Consider the following 16,150-nt stretch of genomic DNA (forward strand, 5'->3'; position numbering starts at 1 on the left):
GCGGACGCCCCCGGCCCCGCCTCCGCATCCCTTGGTGTGATCATGAACTTAGAAGACCGATTCTCCCCCTCCCCCGCGGCCGCCGCACCGGCGCCGGGGCCCGACGCGTCGCCCGGCCCCGGGTTGCTCCCGCTGACCGCCTACCAGCGGGACGTGTGGGTCGCGGCCGAACTCCACCCGGACGACCCGCAGTTCAACTGCTGTCTGACCGAACGTCTCACCGGGCCCGTGGACCGGCGGGTGCTAATGGCGAGCGCCGACGCGGTGCTCGCCCGGCACGACGCGCTGCGGCTGTGCTTCGAGGAGCAGGACGGGACGCCCGTACAGTGGGTCGGCGCCGAGGCGCCCACGGTGCGGCAGCTCGACCTGTCGCACGAGGAGGACCCGGCAGCGGCCTGCTCCGCGTGGCTGGAGGCCGACCTGCTGCGCGCGCTGCCGTTGCGGGACGGGCCGCCGGTCCGGGCCACCCTGCTGGTGGAGGGACCCGACACGGTCGTCCTGCGGCTGACGATGCACCATCTGGTCGCGGACGGCTGGACCTGCAACCGGGTGAGCCAGGAGATCTTCGCGGAGTACGGGCGCCGCCGCGCCGGGACCCCGGCGCCCGCCGCGGACTCCGTCCCGGTCGCCGGCTTCCTCGCCGAGGAAGCCCGCTACCGGGCCGGCGAGGACTTCGCCGACGACCTCGCGTACCACCGCGCCGCGCTCGCCGACGCCGGCACCGCGCTGTTCACACGCCGGGCGCCGAGCGGCGAGCGGCGCCGGGGCATCGTGACGGTGCCGGTCGACAGCGCGCTGGTGCGGCGCGTCCGGGCCGCCGGTCACTCCCCCTTCGCGTACGTCGCGGCCGTCCTCGGCGGGCTGCTCACCCGGCTGCACGGCAGCGACGACATCGTTCTCGGCATCCCGCTGCTGAACCGCGCCGGCTGGCAGGCGGCGCCGCTCGGGCAGCTCGCCAACACCCTGCCGTTGCCGCTGCCGCGCCCCGGGGCCCGCCCGGTCGGCGACCTGGTGCGCGAGACCCGCACGGCGATCCGGGAGCTGCAGCGGCACGAACGGCTCGCCCTCGGCGACCTGCTGACCGGTCTGGCCGCAGACGGCGCGGGCGGTTCCCGGCAGTTGTTCGACGTGACGCTCTCCTATCTGCGCTACGAGCGGCCCGCCGTCGTCGGCGGGGTGCGGCGCGAGACCGGCATGCGGACGCCGGGGTACGACCAGTCCGCGCTCAACGTCTTCGTGCGGGACTTCAACGACGTCCCGGGCATGGAGATCGACCTGGTGTACGCGCTGGACGTGTTCGACGAGGACCTGCCGATCGAGGCGGTGGCCCGGCAGCTGCGGCGGCTGCTCGCGGGCTGCCTGGACGATCCGGCGGCGCCGCTGTCCACGGTGCCGGTGACCAGCGCGGAGGAACGGGACGCCCTGCTCGCCCTGGGCCGGGGCCCCGCCGCTCCGGAACGCGAGCCCGGCACCCTGCACGGACTCTTCGAGCGGCGGTGCGCCCGGCAGCCGCGGGCCCTGGCGGTCATGGACGCCGCCACCGGCCGCTCGCTGACCTACGGGGAGCTGGAGCGCCGCGCCAACCGTGTCGCCCGGGGCCTGCGCGCGGCCGGTGTCGGCGACGGGGACCGGGTGGCGGTGGCGCTGCGCCGCGGGCCGGACCTCATGGCGGCCCTGTTCGGCGTGCTCAAGGCCGGGGCCGCGTACGTGCCGGTGGATCCGGACTACCCGGCCGGACGGATCACGCACATGCTCGACGACAGCCGGGCCGCCGCGGTGCTGCTGGACGACGCGGGCGCCGGGGAGCCGTGGGCGGCCGGGCGGCCGCACGCGTACCGGGTGGCCGAGCTGGAGGCGGGGCAGGACGACACCCCTCCCGTCACCGGCGCCGGCCCGGACTCCCTCGCCTATGTGATCTACACCTCCGGGTCGACCGGCCGGCCCAAGGGCGTGATGATCGAACACCGGTCCGCGGTCAACCGTCTCGCCTGGATGCAGCGGCTGTACCCGGTGGGCGCGGGCGACGTGCTGCTCCAGAAGACCCCGGTCTCCTTCGACGTGTCGGTGTGGGAGCTGTTCTGGTGGGCCGCCGAGGGCGCCCGGCTGGTGCTGCTGCCGCCCGGGGCCGAGAAGGACCCCCGGGAGGTGGCCCGCGCGGTGCGCGACCACGGCGTCACCGTCCTGCACTTCGTCCCCTCCATGCTCGGCCCCTTCCTCGATCTGGGAGGGCAGGGGTCGTCCTCGCTGCGGTACGTCTTCTGCAGCGGCGAGGCCCTGCCGCCCGGACACGTGGAACGCTTCGCGCGCACCTTCCGTCCGGGTCCCGCCGGGCCGCCGCGGCTGGTGAACCTGTACGGGCCCACCGAGGCCGCGGTGGACGTGACGGCGTACGACTGCCCCGGCGACCCGGCGGCCGCGGTGCGCCGGGTGCCCATCGGCCGGCCGGTGGACAACACCTGGCTGTACGTCCTGGACGAGCACGGCCGGTTGCAGCCCGCGGGCGTCCCCGGGGAGTTGTGCATCGGGGGCGTGCAGGTCGCCCGCGGCTACCTGGGGCTGCCCCGGCTCACCGAGGAGCGGTTCACCGCCGACCCGTTCGTGCCCGGCGGCCGGATCTACCGCACCGGGGACGTCGCCCGCTGGCTCGCCGACGGCACCCTGGAGTACCTCGGCCGCTCGGACGGCCAGGTGAAGATCCGGGGCAACCGGGTGGAGACCGGCGAGGTCGCCGCCGCGCTGCGCGAACTGCCCGGGGTGCGGGACGCGGTGGTCACCGTCACCGGCTCCGGGGGCGGCGCCCGGCTGACCGCCTACTACGTGGCCGGCGACGGTGATCCGGGGGCGGACCGGCTCCGCGCCGCGCTCCTCGCCCGGCTCCCGGCGTTCATGGTGCCGTCCCTGCTGTGCCGGATCGACCGGGTGCCGCTCACCCCGAGCGGCAAGACCGACCTGCGGGCCCTGCCCGACCCGCGGGACCTCGCGGGCCCGGCCGGCGACGGCGAGGCGACGGACCCGGTGCAGGCCGCGCTCGCCCGGATCTGGGCGGAGGTGCTGGAGGTGCCGCGGGTCGGCGTCCACGACGACTTCTACGCCCTCGGCGGCGACTCGATCCGGTTGCTCACCGTCCGGTCCAGGGCCGAGCGGCAGGGGCTGCGCTTCCGGCTCGGCGACCTCGTGGCCGCGCCGACCGTCGCGGCGCTCGCCGCCGTCACCGTCACCGACCCCCCGGCCGGTGACACCGCGCCGGCTGGACCGCGCCCCTTCGAGCTGGTGTCCCGCGTCGACCGGGCGGCGCTCGGCGACGCCGAGGACGCCCACCCGCTCTCCCGGCTCCAGCTCGGCCTGATCTTCCACTCCCGCCGCCGGCCCGGCTCCGCCGTGTACAAGGACGTCTTCCGCTACGTGCTGCGGATGCCGTGGAACGAGGCGGCGTTCCGCGCCGCCACCGCGCGGCTGACCGCCCGGCACCCCGTGCTGCGCTCCACGTTCGCACTCGCCCGCGTGTCCGAGCCGTTGCAGGTGATCCACCCGCGTGCACGGGACATCGCGGACAGCGTGGACCTGCGTGATCGCCCCGCGGCGCAGGCGGAGGCGGAGATCCTGCGGCACGTCGAGGAACGCCGCACGCACGACTACGACTTCGAGCACGGGCCGCTCCTCTTCCTGCGCGCGTACGTCCGCCCCGACACGGTGGAGCTGATGCTGAGCTTCCACCACGCGCTGCTGGACGGCGCCAGCGTCGCCAACCTGCTGCGGGACCTGCTGCGGGACTACGCGCACGCCCTCGGGCTCGGCACCGGTCCGGTGCCCGGCCGCCCGCTGCCCTCCCCCGCGGCGCACGTGGCCGCCGAACGGGCCGCCCTGGGCTCCGCGGAGAGCCGCGCCTACTGGCGGGACGTGGTCCGCGGTGCCGACGCGCCGCGGATCGCCGGGACACGCGCCCACCGCCCGCCGGCCGGCGGGGAGCAGATCGTGTGCCACCGGGACCTGCCGGCCGGCCTCGCCGACGCGCTGCGCGCCGCCGCCCGCACGCACGGCACGCCGGTCAAGTCGGTGCTGCTGGCGGCGCACTGCCTGACCCTGGGCCTGTTCACGGGCGCCCCCGAGGTGCTCACCGGGCTGATCACGCACGGGCGGACCGGCGAGGGCGGCGAGGACGCCCTCGGTCTCTTCCTGAACACCGTGCCGCTGCGGCTGCCCACCTCCGGCGCCGGGTGGTTCGACCTCGCGCGGGAGGCGCTGGGCCGGGAGCGCGCGTCCTTCCCGCACCGCCGCTACCCGCTCAGCGCCATCCAGGAGGAGAACCCGGGCAGTGAGCTGGAGACGGCGTTCAACTACGTCCACTTCCGGCAGCTCGCCGAGGTGCTGACGCTGCCGGACATCCGGCTGCTGGACTTCCGGACCTGGGAGGAGACCAACTTCGCCCTGCTGGTCAACGTCCTGCACGACCCGGTGGACGGGCGGATCGTCCTGCGCGTCGACTGCGACGGGCAGGTGTTCGACCGGGACCAGGCCGAACTGCTGGCCGACACCCTGGTCGCGGTGGTGCGCCGGATGGTCGAACACCCGCTGGAGCAGGCCGGGTTCGACTTTCTCGCACCGGAGCCGGGCCGCCCCCGGCCGGCCCCGGCGAGCCCGGAGTGCGTCACGGACGCCTTCCTCGCGCAGGCCGCCCGCACCCCGGAGGCCACCGCCCTGGTCCACGGCACCGGAACGTGGAGCTATGCCGGGCTGGCCGGTGCCGCGCGGACCGTGGCCCACCGGTTGCGGGCCGACGGGGTGCGCCGCGGCGACCGGATCGGCGTCGCCATGGACCGGGGCCCGCGGACGGTCGCCGTGGTCCTCGGTGTCCTGCTGGCCGGGGCCGCCGTCGTCCCGCTGGACCCGGCGTATCCGCCGTCCCGGCTGGCCGTGATGGCCGCCACCGCCCGCCCCCGCCGCATCGTCGCCACCGCTCGCCACGCCCACCTGGTGGCGGACCGCGCGCCGCTGCTGTCCGCGGAGTCCCTGACCGCGCCCGGGGAACCCGGCCCGGGTGCGGACGACTTCGCGGGGCCCGACCCGCTGGACACCGCGTACGTGCTGTTCACCTCCGGCTCGACCGGGGTCCCCAAGGGCGTGGCGATGCCGCACCGGGCGCTGGCGAACCTGATCGGGTGGCAGAACCGGGTGCCCAGCGGGGCCGTCGGCGGCCGCACCCTGCACTTCGCGCCGCTGAGCTTCGACGTGTCCTTCCAGGAGATCTTCTCCACGCTCTGCGGCGGCGGCACCCTGGTGCTCGCGGACGAGGACCAGCGCCGCGACATGCCGGCGCTGCTGCGGCTGCTGGACGAGGCGGCCGTGGAGCGGGTGTTCCTGCCGTTCGTGGCGTTGCAGCAGATGGCCGAGGCGGCCGACGCGCTCGGTCTGGTGCCGCGGCGGCTGCGGGTGGTGGTCTCCTCCGGCGAGCAGCTGCGGGTGACGGGCGCGCTGCGCCGGTTCCTCGCCGCCCTGCCCGGCGTCCTGCTGGAGAACCAGTACGGCCCGACCGAGTCGCACGTGGTCACCCGCCACAGCATGACCGGCGACCCGGCCGCTTTCCCGGAACTGCCGCCCGTGGGCCGGCCCGTGGACGGCGCGCAGGTGCTGGTGCTCGACGCGCGGATGCGGCCGGTGCCGCCCGGCGTCCAGGGCGAGATCCACCTGGGCGGAGTCTGCCTCGCCGAGGGGTACGAGGGCCGCGACGACCTGACCGCCGAACGGTTCGTCGCCCATCCGTACGGCGGCCCGGGCGACGTCCTGTACCGCACGGGCGACCTGGCGATCGTGCTGCCCGGCGGGGACATCGTGTGCACCGGCAGGGCGGACGGGCAGGTCAAGATACGCGGTTACCGGGTGGAGCCGGCCGAGGTGGAGGCCGCGGTGCTCGGCTTCGCCGCGGACCGGCCCGGCATCCGGGAGGTGGCGGTCGTGCCGCGCCGGCGGGCCGACGGCGAGACCACGCTCGCCGCGTTCCTCGTCGGCGACCGGGACCGGGCGGACACCGGGGAACTGCTCCGCCATCTGCGCTCGGTGCTGCCGTCGTACCTGGTGCCCTCCTCCCTGACCTGGACTGCGGCGCTGCCCCTGACCCCGTCCGGGAAACGCGACGACCGGGCGCTGGCCGCCACCGCCCCCGCGCGGGAGGCACGGCCGCGCGGTGCCCGGCCGGCCCCGGGCAGTCACGAGGCGGTGCTGGCGGAGACCCTGGCCGACCTGCTGGAGCTGCCCGCCGACGCGATCGGCGTCGACGACGACCTGTTCGACCTGGGCGGCACCTCGCTGACCGCGATGCGGCTGATGGTGACCATCGAGCAGCGCTACGGGGTCGTCGTCCCGCTGTCCGAGTTCATCGCCGCGCCCACCGTCGCCGGGCTCGCGCGGCGGCTGCGGCGCGGCAACGCCTCGGTCACCTTCGATCCGCTGGTGCCGATCCGCCCCGAAGGGGACCGCCGCCCGCTGTTCATGGTGCACCCCATGGGCGGCAACGTCCTGTGCTACGTCCAGCTCGCCCGCCATCTGCCCGACGGTCTGCCGCTGTACGGGCTCCAGGCGGCGGGCGCCGACCCCGGCTCCGAACCCCGCCGCTCGGTGCCCGAATTGGCCGCCGACTACATCGCCGCGCTGCGGCGGGTGCAGCCGCACGGCCCCTACACGATCGGTGGCTGGTCCTTCGGTGGCTTCGTGGCCTTCGAGATGGCCCTCCAGCTCGCCCGGGCCGGCGAGGAGGTCGCCGATCTGGTGCTGCTCGACACCACGGTCCTGGCTCCCGGGCACCGGGCCCGCAGCGACGAGAACGCCCTCCTCGGCTGGTTCTTCTGGGAGTTGCTGTGGCTCGGCCGTGGCGGGGCGTCGCCGCTGGAGGCGATTCCGGCCGAACTGACCACGCTGGCGGAGAAGTTCGACTTCATCGCGGACTTCGCGGCGCGGACCGGGGTGCTGCCGCCGGGAAGTTCGGGCGCCGTGGTCCGCCGGCTGTTCCGGGTCTACGAGGCCAACTGGAACGCCGCGCTGGAGTACCGGCCCGAGGTGCCGGACCAGGACCTCACCCTGGTGCTGGCCACCGACCCGCTGCCCGAGGTGCTGCTGGCCATGCACACCGCGGGCGGCAGCCGGCACGAGGACCCGCTGAACGGCTGGCGGCAGATGACCCGCGGCCGGCTGCACACCGTGCACGTGCCGGGCGACCACCTGTCCATCGTCGAAGACCCCCATGTGAAGCACACGGCCGACGTCATCGGCCGCATCCTCGACGGCTCGGCCGTCCCCTCCCCCGCAGGAGTCGGAGCATGACATCCCACGCGCACGAGACGTCGTCCCCCCGTCTGCCGGTCATCGTCGCCGGGGCCGGTATCGGCGGACTGACCGCCGCCATCGCCCTGCGCCGTGCCGGGGTCCCCGTCCGCGTCTACGAGCGGGCCTCCCGGCTGCGCGCGGCGGGCTCGGGACTGTCCGTGATGAGCAACGCCGTCGCCGCGCTGGCGTCGCTGGGCATCGATCTGCACCTGTCCAAGCGCGGCCGGAACATCGAGACGTTCCGCATCCTCGACGAGACCGGTGACCTGATCCGGGAGCAGCCGCTGAAGGCGGTCACGGACGCGCTCGGCGTGCCGTCGGTGTGCGTGACCCGCGCCGACCTCCAGGACGCCCTGCTGGCCGAGGCCGCCGGGATCCCGCTGGCCCTGGGCCACACGGTGGCCGGGTACGAGCCGGGGCCCGACGGGGTCACCGTGCGCTTCGAGAACGGCGCGTCGGTGCGGGGCAGCGCGCTGATCGGCGCGGACGGGCTGCACTCCGCAGTCCGCCGCGGCCTCGTCGGCGCCGAGGAGACCCGGGACAGCGGCTACGTCTGCTGGCTGGCCGTCACCCCGTTCGCGCGGCCGCACCTCCCGGCGGGCTACGTGGGCCACTACTGGGGTGCCGGCCGCAGGTTCGGCCTGATCGACGTCGGCCACGGCCGCTACTACTGGTGGGGCACGAAGAACATGCCCGCCGAGCGGTCCCGCCACTGGGACGGCGACAAGACCGAGATCCTGGACACGTACGCGGGCTGGGCCGACGAGGTGTGCGACATCGTCCGCGCGACCCCGATGGAGTCGGTGCTCGCGGTGCCCTCGCACGACCGGCCGTTCCTGGAGCGCTGGGGCGAGGGCCCGGTCACCCTCCTCGGAGACGCCGCGCACCCGATGCTGACGAGCCTCGGGCAGGGTTCGGCGATGGCGATCGAGGACGCGGTCGTCCTGGCCGGCTGCCTCGGTGCTTCCCGCGACGACCCGGCCGCCGCGTTCCGCCGCTACGAGGATCTGCGGCGCGAACGGGTCCGCGGGGTGGTGGCGGCCTCCCGGTCGGTCAGCGAGATGGAGCAGCTGGAGGACCCGGTGGCCCGGCGCCGCCGGGACGACGCGCTGCGCCACGCCGACGAGGGCGAACTGCGGGAGCAGTTGCTCGGGTTGCTGCGCTGGCCCGCGTCGCCGTCGGCCTGAGCCGCGGGCCTTCGGGGAGCCGGGGCGGCGGGTGCCGTCAGCCGCTCGGAGCCGTTGTGCCGGATGCCCGTCCACGTTCCCGGCGGGGCGCGGCCGGTCGGGCCGGAGGTCGTGGCGCGGATGCGTGCGCACTCCGGTCCGGCCGGCCTCGGCGACCGGATACGCTGCGCGAGACGGCAGCCCGGTCAGGGAGGGTAAGCGTGACCGACACCAGCAGCACCCGGCCCGCGGAGGGCGAGGCGCAAGCGCCGCGACGGCGCCGACCGCCCCGCCTGGTGCGGTACATCCCCATGATCGCCCCCGTCCTGCTGTGGGCCGTGCCCTGCGGGGTGCTCCTGTACACCGGCCAGCACTGGCCGGCGCCCGTCACGCCGGTCGGCACCGCCCTGTTCGTCCTCGGTCTCGTCGGCATGCCGCTCGCGATGGCGCGCGGCCACGGCCGGCGCCAGCAGGACCGGGCGGCGATCGTCGGCGACGCCCTGCTGGGCACCAGCTGGGTCCTGTTCACCTGGTCCGTTCTGCTCGGCGTCCTGCTGCGGGCCGCCCTGGCCCTGGCCGGCGTCGGCGAGGGCCAGGACCGGGCCCGCATCGTCACCTGGGCCGTCCTCGGCATATCCGCCGTACTGCTCGGCTGGGGGTACGCCGAGGCGCGCCGCGTGCCACGCGTGCGCCGGCTCGACGTGCGGCTCCCGCGCCTGGGTGCCGGGCTGGACGGCACCCGCGTCGTCCTCGTCACCGACACCCACTACGGCCCGCTCGACCGGGCCCGCTGGTCGGCACGGGTGTGCGAGACGGTGAACGCTCTGGAAGCCGACCTGGTCTGCCACACCGGCGACATCGCGGACGGCACGGCCGAACGCCGCCGCGCCCAGGCCGCCCCGCTCGCCACCGTGCGGGCGACCCGGGCCCGGGTGTACGTCACCGGGAACCACGAGTACTACAGCGAGGCCCAGGGCTGGGTCGACCTGATGGACGAACTGGGCTGGGAGCCGCTGCGCAACCGCCATCTGCTGCTCGAACGCGGCGGCGACACCCTCGTGGTGGCCGGTGTGGACGACGTCACCGCCGAGTCCTCCGGTCTGCCGGGCCACCGCGCCCACCTCGCCGAAGCCCTGAACGGCGCCGACCCCGACCTGCCCGTCCTTCTCCTGGCGCACCAGCCGAAGTTCGTCGACCGGGCGGCGGCCGCGGGCGTCGACCTCCAGCTCTCCGGCCACACCCACGGCGGCCAGATCTGGCCCTTCCACCACCTGGTCCGCATCGACCAGCCCGCCCTCGCCGGCCTCAGCCGGCACGGCGCCCGCACCCTTCTCTACACCAGCCGCGGCACCGGCTTCTGGGGCCCGCCGTTCCGCGTCTTCGCCCCCAGCGAGATCACCCTGCTCGTCCTGCGCTCCCCCCACCCGCCCACCTCGCGGTAGCACCGCGCGGCCCAAGGCGCGGGCTTCGCGGCGCCGTTGATCCCGCGGGCCGCGCTCGCAAGGGAGCGGGTACCCGGTCTCAGCCGCCGCGGCGCACCCTCGCCGCCCTCTGGGCCTCCGCGAGCTTGCGGGCCTCGCTGGTCCTGCGGGACGGCCTGCCGCCGGAGCCGCCCTTCGCGGCCTTGGTGCTGCCGAGGCCGCGGAAGGGGGCGTTGTGGTTCTTGGGGCGCGGTGCGGCCGGCCCGCCGTCGAGGGGCTTGCCGGAGGGGGCCTTGGCGCCGGTGATCCGGCTCAGTTCCGCCTCACCGGAGCGCACTTTGGTGACCTGGGGGGTGACGCCGGCGTCCGCCAGGACCTGGCTCGTCTCGCGGCGCTGTCCCGACAGGACGAGGGTCACGACGGTGCCGGAGCGGCCGGCCCGGGCCGTGCGGCCCGCGCGGTGCAGATAGTCCTTCGGATCGGTGGCCGGGTCGACGTTGACCACGAGGTCGAGGTCGTCGACGTGCAGGCCGCGGGCGGCGACGTTCGTCGCCACCAGCGCGGTGACCTGCCCTTCCTTGAACTGGGCCAGGGTGCGGGTGCGCTGCGGCTGGGACTTGCCGCTGTGCAGCGCGGCGGCGGCCACCCCGCCGGCCCGCAGGTGCCGGGTGAGCTGGTCGACGCCGTGCTTGGTGTCCAGGAACAGCAGGACGCGGCCGTCCCGGGCGGCGATCTCCGTGGTCACGGCGTACCGGTCCGGGCCATGCACGACGAGGACGTGGTGGTCGAGGGCGGAGACCGCGCCGGACGAGGGGTCCACGGAGTGCACGGCGGGGTCACGCAGGTAGTCCCGGACCAGCTGGTCGACGTCGCGGTCGAGGGTGGCGGAGAACAGCATCCGCTGCCCGTCGGCACGCACCTGGTCCAGGATCTCGGTGACCTGCGGCAGGAACCCCATGTCGCACATCTGGTCGGCCTCGTCCAGGACCACGATCCGCACCCGTCCCAGTCGGCAGCTCCCGCGCTCGACGAGGTCGTGCAGCCGGCCGGGCGTGGCGACGACGATCTCCGCGCCGTCCCGCAGCACGGCGGCCTGCCGTCCGACGGACACTCCGCCCACCACGGTCGCGAGCCGCAGCCGCAGCGCCTCGGCGTACGGGGTGAGCGCCTCGCCGACCTGCTGCGCCAGCTCCCTGGTGGGCACCAGGACGAGCGCGAGCGGCTCCTTCGGCTGGGCGCGCCGCCCGGCCGTACGGGCGAGCATCCCCAGGCCGAAGGCGAGCGTCTTGCCCGATCCGGTGCGGCCCCGGCCGAGGACGTCCCGTCCCGCGAGCGCGTGCGGCAGCGCCGCCGCCTGGATGGGGAAGGGCACCGTCACACCCTGCTCGCGGAGCACCCGCAGGATCTCGGCCGGCAGTCCCAGCCCGTCGAAGGACGCCGCCTCGGGCACTGCCGAAGTGGTGGCGCCCGGCGCGTCGTCCGGCCGCCGGGTACGCGCACGTGCTGATTCGCTCACGAGGAGAGCCTTCCTCCGAAGGGACCGTACCGAGGAAGGCGCGGCAGGGACACGGCCGCCGGCCAGGGCACCGAACGGGACACCGGCGCAGCGACGCTGCAAACCCGCAACACTAACAGAAGGACCTCCTACCCGAGGCCGTGGCGTCGGCGGAGGCGGGTGAAGGCGGTGGGGCTGGGGCGGTGCGGGAGGAAATCCTTGATCCGCTGTGCGCACGCGCGCGGACTCGCCGTGCCGGTGTCGCACTCCAGGTCGTAGTCGCCATGGCCGTGGACCAGGTCGTACTGGTGCGCCGCGGTGCCCGGTGTGCGGTCGCCCCTGGCCAGCTCGCGGCGGGTCAGCTCGTGCAGCGGGCAGTGCACGCCGACGAACACGACGTCCTCGGGCCGCAGCACCGTCAGGCAGTCGAGCAGCCGCCAGGGCTCGCTGAGCACGTGGTCGACGACGATGTCGTTGCCCACCTCGGCCATGGCCGCGATCGAGCGGTGGAAGCCCATCCTGGTCCGCCGCAGCGCGGCGTCGAGTTCCTCGGCCCCGAGCTCCCGCTTGCTGCGCATCGCGTTGAAGCCGTCGACCGCGAGGTGGAAGAAGACGCCGTCGTCCAGGATGCCGAGGAGTTCCCGGGCGATGCTCGACTTCCCCGAGCTGGAGGTGCCGTTGAGGAAGATGATCCGACCAGATGTCATGTCCGCATGATCACATGGCGGTGCCCGGGTGAACTCCGGTGTCCTCGGGAGCGGCCTCGAAGGAGCCGCCCGTCTCGGAGGACCTGCCGGTGTCGTGCTCGTCACACCGTCGTCCCGGCGCTTCCCGCAGAATCTGCGTCAGGCGCCCCCGGGATCGCGGGGGCCGGTGAGGAAACGGTGGCAGATCGTGGTCGCGTACGTGGTCATCCCCGGGATCGACGGCTCGGACGAGCGGCACTGGCAGAGCCTGTGGGAGCGGCAGTGGGGGACCTCGGCGGTGCGGATCGCGCCCGCCTCGTGGTCCGAGCCGGACCTCGGGGACTGGGTGGAGGCCGTCGGCAGGGCGTACCGCGAGGCGGTCCGGCACGACGAGCGGGTGGTGCTGGTGGCCCACAGCCTGGGCTGCTGGGCGGCCGCCGCCTGGCTGGCAGGGAACCCGTCGAGTCCGGTCGCCGGAGCTTTCCTGGTCGCGCCGCCGGACCCGCACGGGCCGGCGTTCCCCAGCGCGGCCGGGACCTTTCTGACGGTGCCGGCTCGGCCGCTGCCCTGCCCGGCCCTGGTGGTGGGCAGCGACGACGACCCGTACTGCACCCCCGAGACCGCCGCCGGCCTCGCGGACCGGTGGGAGGCCCACTGGCATCTCGCGGGCGCGTACGGGCACCTGAACTCCGCGAGTGGTCTGGGCGCGTGGCCGTACGGCCGTGAACTCCTGGACTCGCTGATCCGGTGATCCGCCACCGCGCGGCCCCTCCCCTCCCCCGACCGGCCCAGGTCCGGGGACCGAACGCGGACACGCCCCCGGACCGACGCGTCCGGGGCCCCGCTGTTCCTAGGCTCCGGGGTGACGGGACGTCATCGACCACCACCGGAGGTTCCCATGCCGTCGTCGAAACCACCCTCGCCGGTGCGGGGGCGGCACCTGCCGATCTGCCGCACCTGCGCGGTGCAGTACCCGGAACCGCGCGAGGACTGCCCGATCTGCCTGGACGAACGCCAGTACGTCGGCTGGGACGGCCAGCAGTGGACCACCCTCGCCGAACTGCGCGACGCGGGTCACCGCGGCCGGCTGGAGGAAGAGGGTCCCGGGGTGGTCGGCATCGGTACGACGCCGTCCGTGGGGATCGGCCAGCGCGCCCTGCTGATCCGCTCGCCGGGCGGCAACGTGCTGTGGGACTGCCTGGGCTATCTCGACGACGAACTCGCCGCCGGGATCGAGCGGTTGGGCGGGATCAGCGCGGTCGCCGTCAGCCATCCGCACTTCTACGGCACCATGACCGAGTGGGGCCGCGCCTTCGACGCCCCGGTCTACGTCCACGCCGCGGACCGCGAGTGGGTTCCCCGGCCCGACGGGGTGGTCGAGTACTGGTCCGGTGACACCCACCGGATCGCGGACGGACTGACGCTGATCAACGCGGGCACGCACTTCGCCGGGGGCACCGTGCTGCACTGGGCCGACGACCCGGACGGGCGGGGCGCGCTGTTCAGCGGCGACATCTTCATGGTGGTGGCGGACCGCCGGTGGGTGAGCTTCATGTACAGCATCCCGAACTTCGTCCCTGAGCGGCCGCGCACCATCCGCCGCGCGCTCGCCCTGGTCGAACCCTTCGAGTTCGCGCGTGTCTACGGGGCGTTCTGGGGGCGGGTGGTCACGGGCGGCGGGTCGGAGGCCGTCCGCCGCTCCGCGGAGCGCTACCTGCGCTTCGCGCTGGACGACGGCCCCCGCTGACCGCAACGCGGGCGGCACCCGGGGTGCCCGCGCTCAGGGCCGGAACCAGCGCCGGACGGCCGCACGCAGGTCGGCGAGTTCCGCGTGGTCGGGGCGGGGCGAGCCGATGGCCCAGGCCACATAGCCGTCGGGGCGGACCAGCAGCCCGGTGATGCCTTGCGGGCCGCGTCGCGCGCCGACGTGGTCGACGGCGTCGCCGTCCTCCGCCAGGGACGCCGCCAGCGACTGGTCCTCGGTCAGGTCGAGGAGCAGCGGACGGGCGTTCCTGGCGAGTTCGGCGAGCCGGACCTTCTCGGTCGCGGTGACCAGTTCCAGTTCGGGGGCGAAGCGGCCGACCGCGGAGTGGGGGTCGGTGAGGCCCATGTCGTAGCGCACGTCGCTGCCCGCGACGAGGGCGGCGAGGTGTCCGACGACCTGCTCGTGGGTGAGCAGTTCGGCGAACAGTTCGCGCAGGGCGGTGGTGTCGCCGCCGAGCGCGTCGAGCGCCGACTGCGCCTGCGCGTTGAGCACCATGCGGCGGGCGGCCTGACGGCGTTCGGTGTCGTAGGTGTCGAGCAGGCCGGGCGGGGCGGTCTCGTGCAGCGCGGCCGCGAGTTTCCAGCCGAGGTTGACGGCGTCCTGGAGGCCCAGGTTCAGCCCCGGTCCGCCGCCGGAGGCGTACACGTGCGCGGCGTCGCCGACCAGGAAGATCCGGCGGTCGCGGAACCGTTCGGCGACCCGGGTGTTGCCGCCGTCCAGCCGCCGCAGCACATGCGGGCCGGGCCCGGCCGGGGGGCCGAGCGGCACGTCGGCGCCGAGCACCCGGTGGACGCTCGCCCGCAGCTCCGCCAGGGTCATCGGCTCGCCGCCGGCGGGCTGGTCCCACTCGGTGGTGCTGACGAGCGGGGGCAGGCCGGGGAACGGCGCGTACGAGAAGCCTCCTCGTTCGGTGCGGTGCGGCAGGAAGGGCAGCACCGGCCCGTAGCCGGGAACGGTGAGCGCGCCGCTCGCCGGGTCGATCCAGTCGGCGGGCACGGTGGCGTGGGCGGAGCGGTTGGTGCGCCGGTCGTAGCTGACGCCGGGGAAGCCGATCCCGGACAGTTTGCGGATCACGCTGTGCGCGCCGTCCGCACCGGCCACGAAGCGGGCGCGCAGCCGCCGGCCGCCGTCCGGGCCCTCGGCCTCCACCGTGACGCCGTCCTGGTCCTGGGCGACGGAGGTGACCCGGTGGCCGCGCCGTATCTCGACGCCGAGTTCGCGGGCGCGTCGCTCCAGGACCTCGACGATGCGGTGCTGCGGCGCGGCCAGGCCGAAGACGGGGCTGTCCGCCAGCAGCCCGAGGTCGAGGCCCATGGCGGCGAACATGAAGTAGGCGGAGTTGGGCTTCGGGGGCTCCGCGCTGCCGCTGAGCGGCTCGTACAGGCCGCGGTGGTCGACCAGGCGCACCACCTGTCCCAGCAGCCCGTTGGCCTTGGGCTCGGCGACGGGCTCCGCGTGCTGCTCCAGCACGAGGGGGCGGATGCCGGCCAGGCCCAGCTCGCAGGCCAGCATCAGCCCGTTGGGGCCGCCTCCCACGATGATCACGTCGGCTGTCACGGTCGGGCTCCTTGCGGTGAAGGGGAAGAGGTGCCGCGGAAGGCCGGTGGCCCGCGCGTTCGATCAGGGGACGGGCAGGCCCGCGGACAGCTGTGCGAAGACCTGGGCCAGGACGGCGCCGAGCGGCGTGGTCTCCTCGGCCCGCAGGCTGTGCTCCACGGCGACCGCCGTGCCGGCCGCGACCGCGGCCGCGACCAGCTTCGGGTGGAGGTCGCGTTCGGCGTCGGTTCCGGTGCGTTGGGCGACGGCGCCGGCCAGTGCCTGCTGGGCGGCCGCGTTCGCCTTGACGATCTCGCCGGCCAGCGCGGGCTCGGTGAGCATCAGCCGCACCCCCTCGCGCCAGCGGTCGTTGTGCGCCGCGGGCGCCTGGTCGGCCCCCGCCGGCACGAACTGGCCGAGGACGGCGTGGAGCAGCGCGTCCCACAGCGGTTCGCCGGCCGGGCGGGCGAGCAGGTCGTCGGCGACGCGCAGCATCCGCTCCACGTGCCCGGCGGCGATCGCCTCGGCCTTGCCCGAGAAGTAGTTGCGGAAGGTACGGACGGAGACGTCGGCCTCGGCGGCGATCTGCTCGATCGTCACGTCGGCCCAGCCGCGCAGGACGCACAGCTGGATCGCCGCCTGGCTCAGTGCGGCCCGGGTCCGCCGCTTCTTGCGCTCGCGGAGCCCGGGCTGTTCGGTCGTGCGGTCCTCGTCTGCGGGTGCCATGCGAGCACCCTAGACTGATTGTTGCCGCTCCGGCAATCTTT

General features: G+C 75.0%; 9 protein-coding genes. 5 read left to right on the top strand and 4 right to left on the bottom strand.

What is annotated here, in order from left to right; all coding sequences use genetic code 11:
* Window positions 1-42: 42 nt before the first annotated feature.
* The 3 genes from BLW85_RS07700 (at window position 43) to BLW85_RS07710 (ending at window position 9,922) form a co-directional block, all read left to right on the top strand.
* Window positions 43-7,311, top strand: coding sequence for an amino acid adenylation domain-containing protein (locus BLW85_RS07700; protein ID WP_079172608.1), 7,269 nt, complete (start codon window positions 43-45; stop codon window positions 7,309-7,311).
* Window positions 7,308-8,501 carry an FAD-dependent monooxygenase gene (locus BLW85_RS07705; protein WP_074991648.1) on the top strand — a complete coding sequence of 398 codons (1,194 nt, stop codon included), beginning with the start codon at window positions 7,308-7,310 and terminating at the stop codon, window positions 8,499-8,501. Before BLW85_RS07700 ends, BLW85_RS07705 begins: the two co-directional genes overlap by 4 nt.
* A 200-nt stretch (window positions 8,502-8,701) precedes the next feature.
* Window positions 8,702-9,922, top strand: a complete 1,221-nt coding sequence (locus tag BLW85_RS07710; RefSeq protein ID WP_070028068.1) for a metallophosphoesterase — start codon at window positions 8,702-8,704, stop codon at window positions 9,920-9,922.
* 79 nt (window positions 9,923-10,001) lie between these two features.
* Here BLW85_RS07710 and BLW85_RS07715 read toward each other — a convergent pair whose 3' ends face one another.
* A complete protein-coding gene (locus BLW85_RS07715) occupies window positions 10,002-11,417 on the bottom strand; it encodes a DEAD/DEAH box helicase (protein ID WP_074991649.1) in 1,416 nt (471 codons plus the stop codon).
* Between the two features lie 128 nt (window positions 11,418-11,545).
* Window positions 11,546-12,103, bottom strand: a complete 558-nt coding sequence (locus BLW85_RS07720) for a chloramphenicol phosphotransferase CPT family protein (protein ID WP_070028070.1) — start codon at window positions 12,101-12,103, stop codon at window positions 11,546-11,548.
* Between the two features lie 187 nt (window positions 12,104-12,290).
* On the opposite strand from BLW85_RS07720, the gene BLW85_RS07725 reads away from it, so the two are divergent.
* Window positions 12,291-12,833: an RBBP9/YdeN family alpha/beta hydrolase gene (locus BLW85_RS07725; RefSeq protein WP_074991650.1), complete on the top strand. Its 543-nt coding sequence runs from the start codon at window positions 12,291-12,293 to the stop codon at window positions 12,831-12,833.
* Between the two features lie 147 nt (window positions 12,834-12,980).
* The gene (locus BLW85_RS07730; protein ID WP_070028072.1) at window positions 12,981-13,829 is read left to right on the top strand and encodes an MBL fold metallo-hydrolase; all 849 of its coding nucleotides are present in this window, start codon (window positions 12,981-12,983) and stop codon (window positions 13,827-13,829) included.
* Between the two features lie 33 nt (window positions 13,830-13,862).
* On the opposite strand, the gene BLW85_RS07735 is transcribed toward BLW85_RS07730, so the two are convergent.
* Together BLW85_RS07735 and BLW85_RS07740 are read right to left on the bottom strand one after the other, a co-directional pair.
* Window positions 13,863-15,404 carry an FAD-dependent monooxygenase gene (locus tag BLW85_RS07735; RefSeq protein WP_074991651.1) on the bottom strand — a complete coding sequence of 514 codons (1,542 nt, stop codon included), beginning with the start codon at window positions 15,402-15,404 and terminating at the stop codon, window positions 13,863-13,865.
* A gap of 63 nt (window positions 15,405-15,467) precedes the next feature.
* The gene (locus BLW85_RS07740) at window positions 15,468-16,109 is read right to left on the bottom strand and encodes a TetR/AcrR family transcriptional regulator (protein ID WP_074991652.1); all 642 of its coding nucleotides are present in this window, start codon (window positions 16,107-16,109) and stop codon (window positions 15,468-15,470) included.
* Window positions 16,110-16,150 lie beyond the last annotated feature (41 nt).

Source organism: Streptomyces misionensis (assembly GCF_900104815.1).
Taxonomy (GTDB): domain Bacteria; phylum Actinomycetota; class Actinomycetes; order Streptomycetales; family Streptomycetaceae; genus Streptomyces; species Streptomyces misionensis.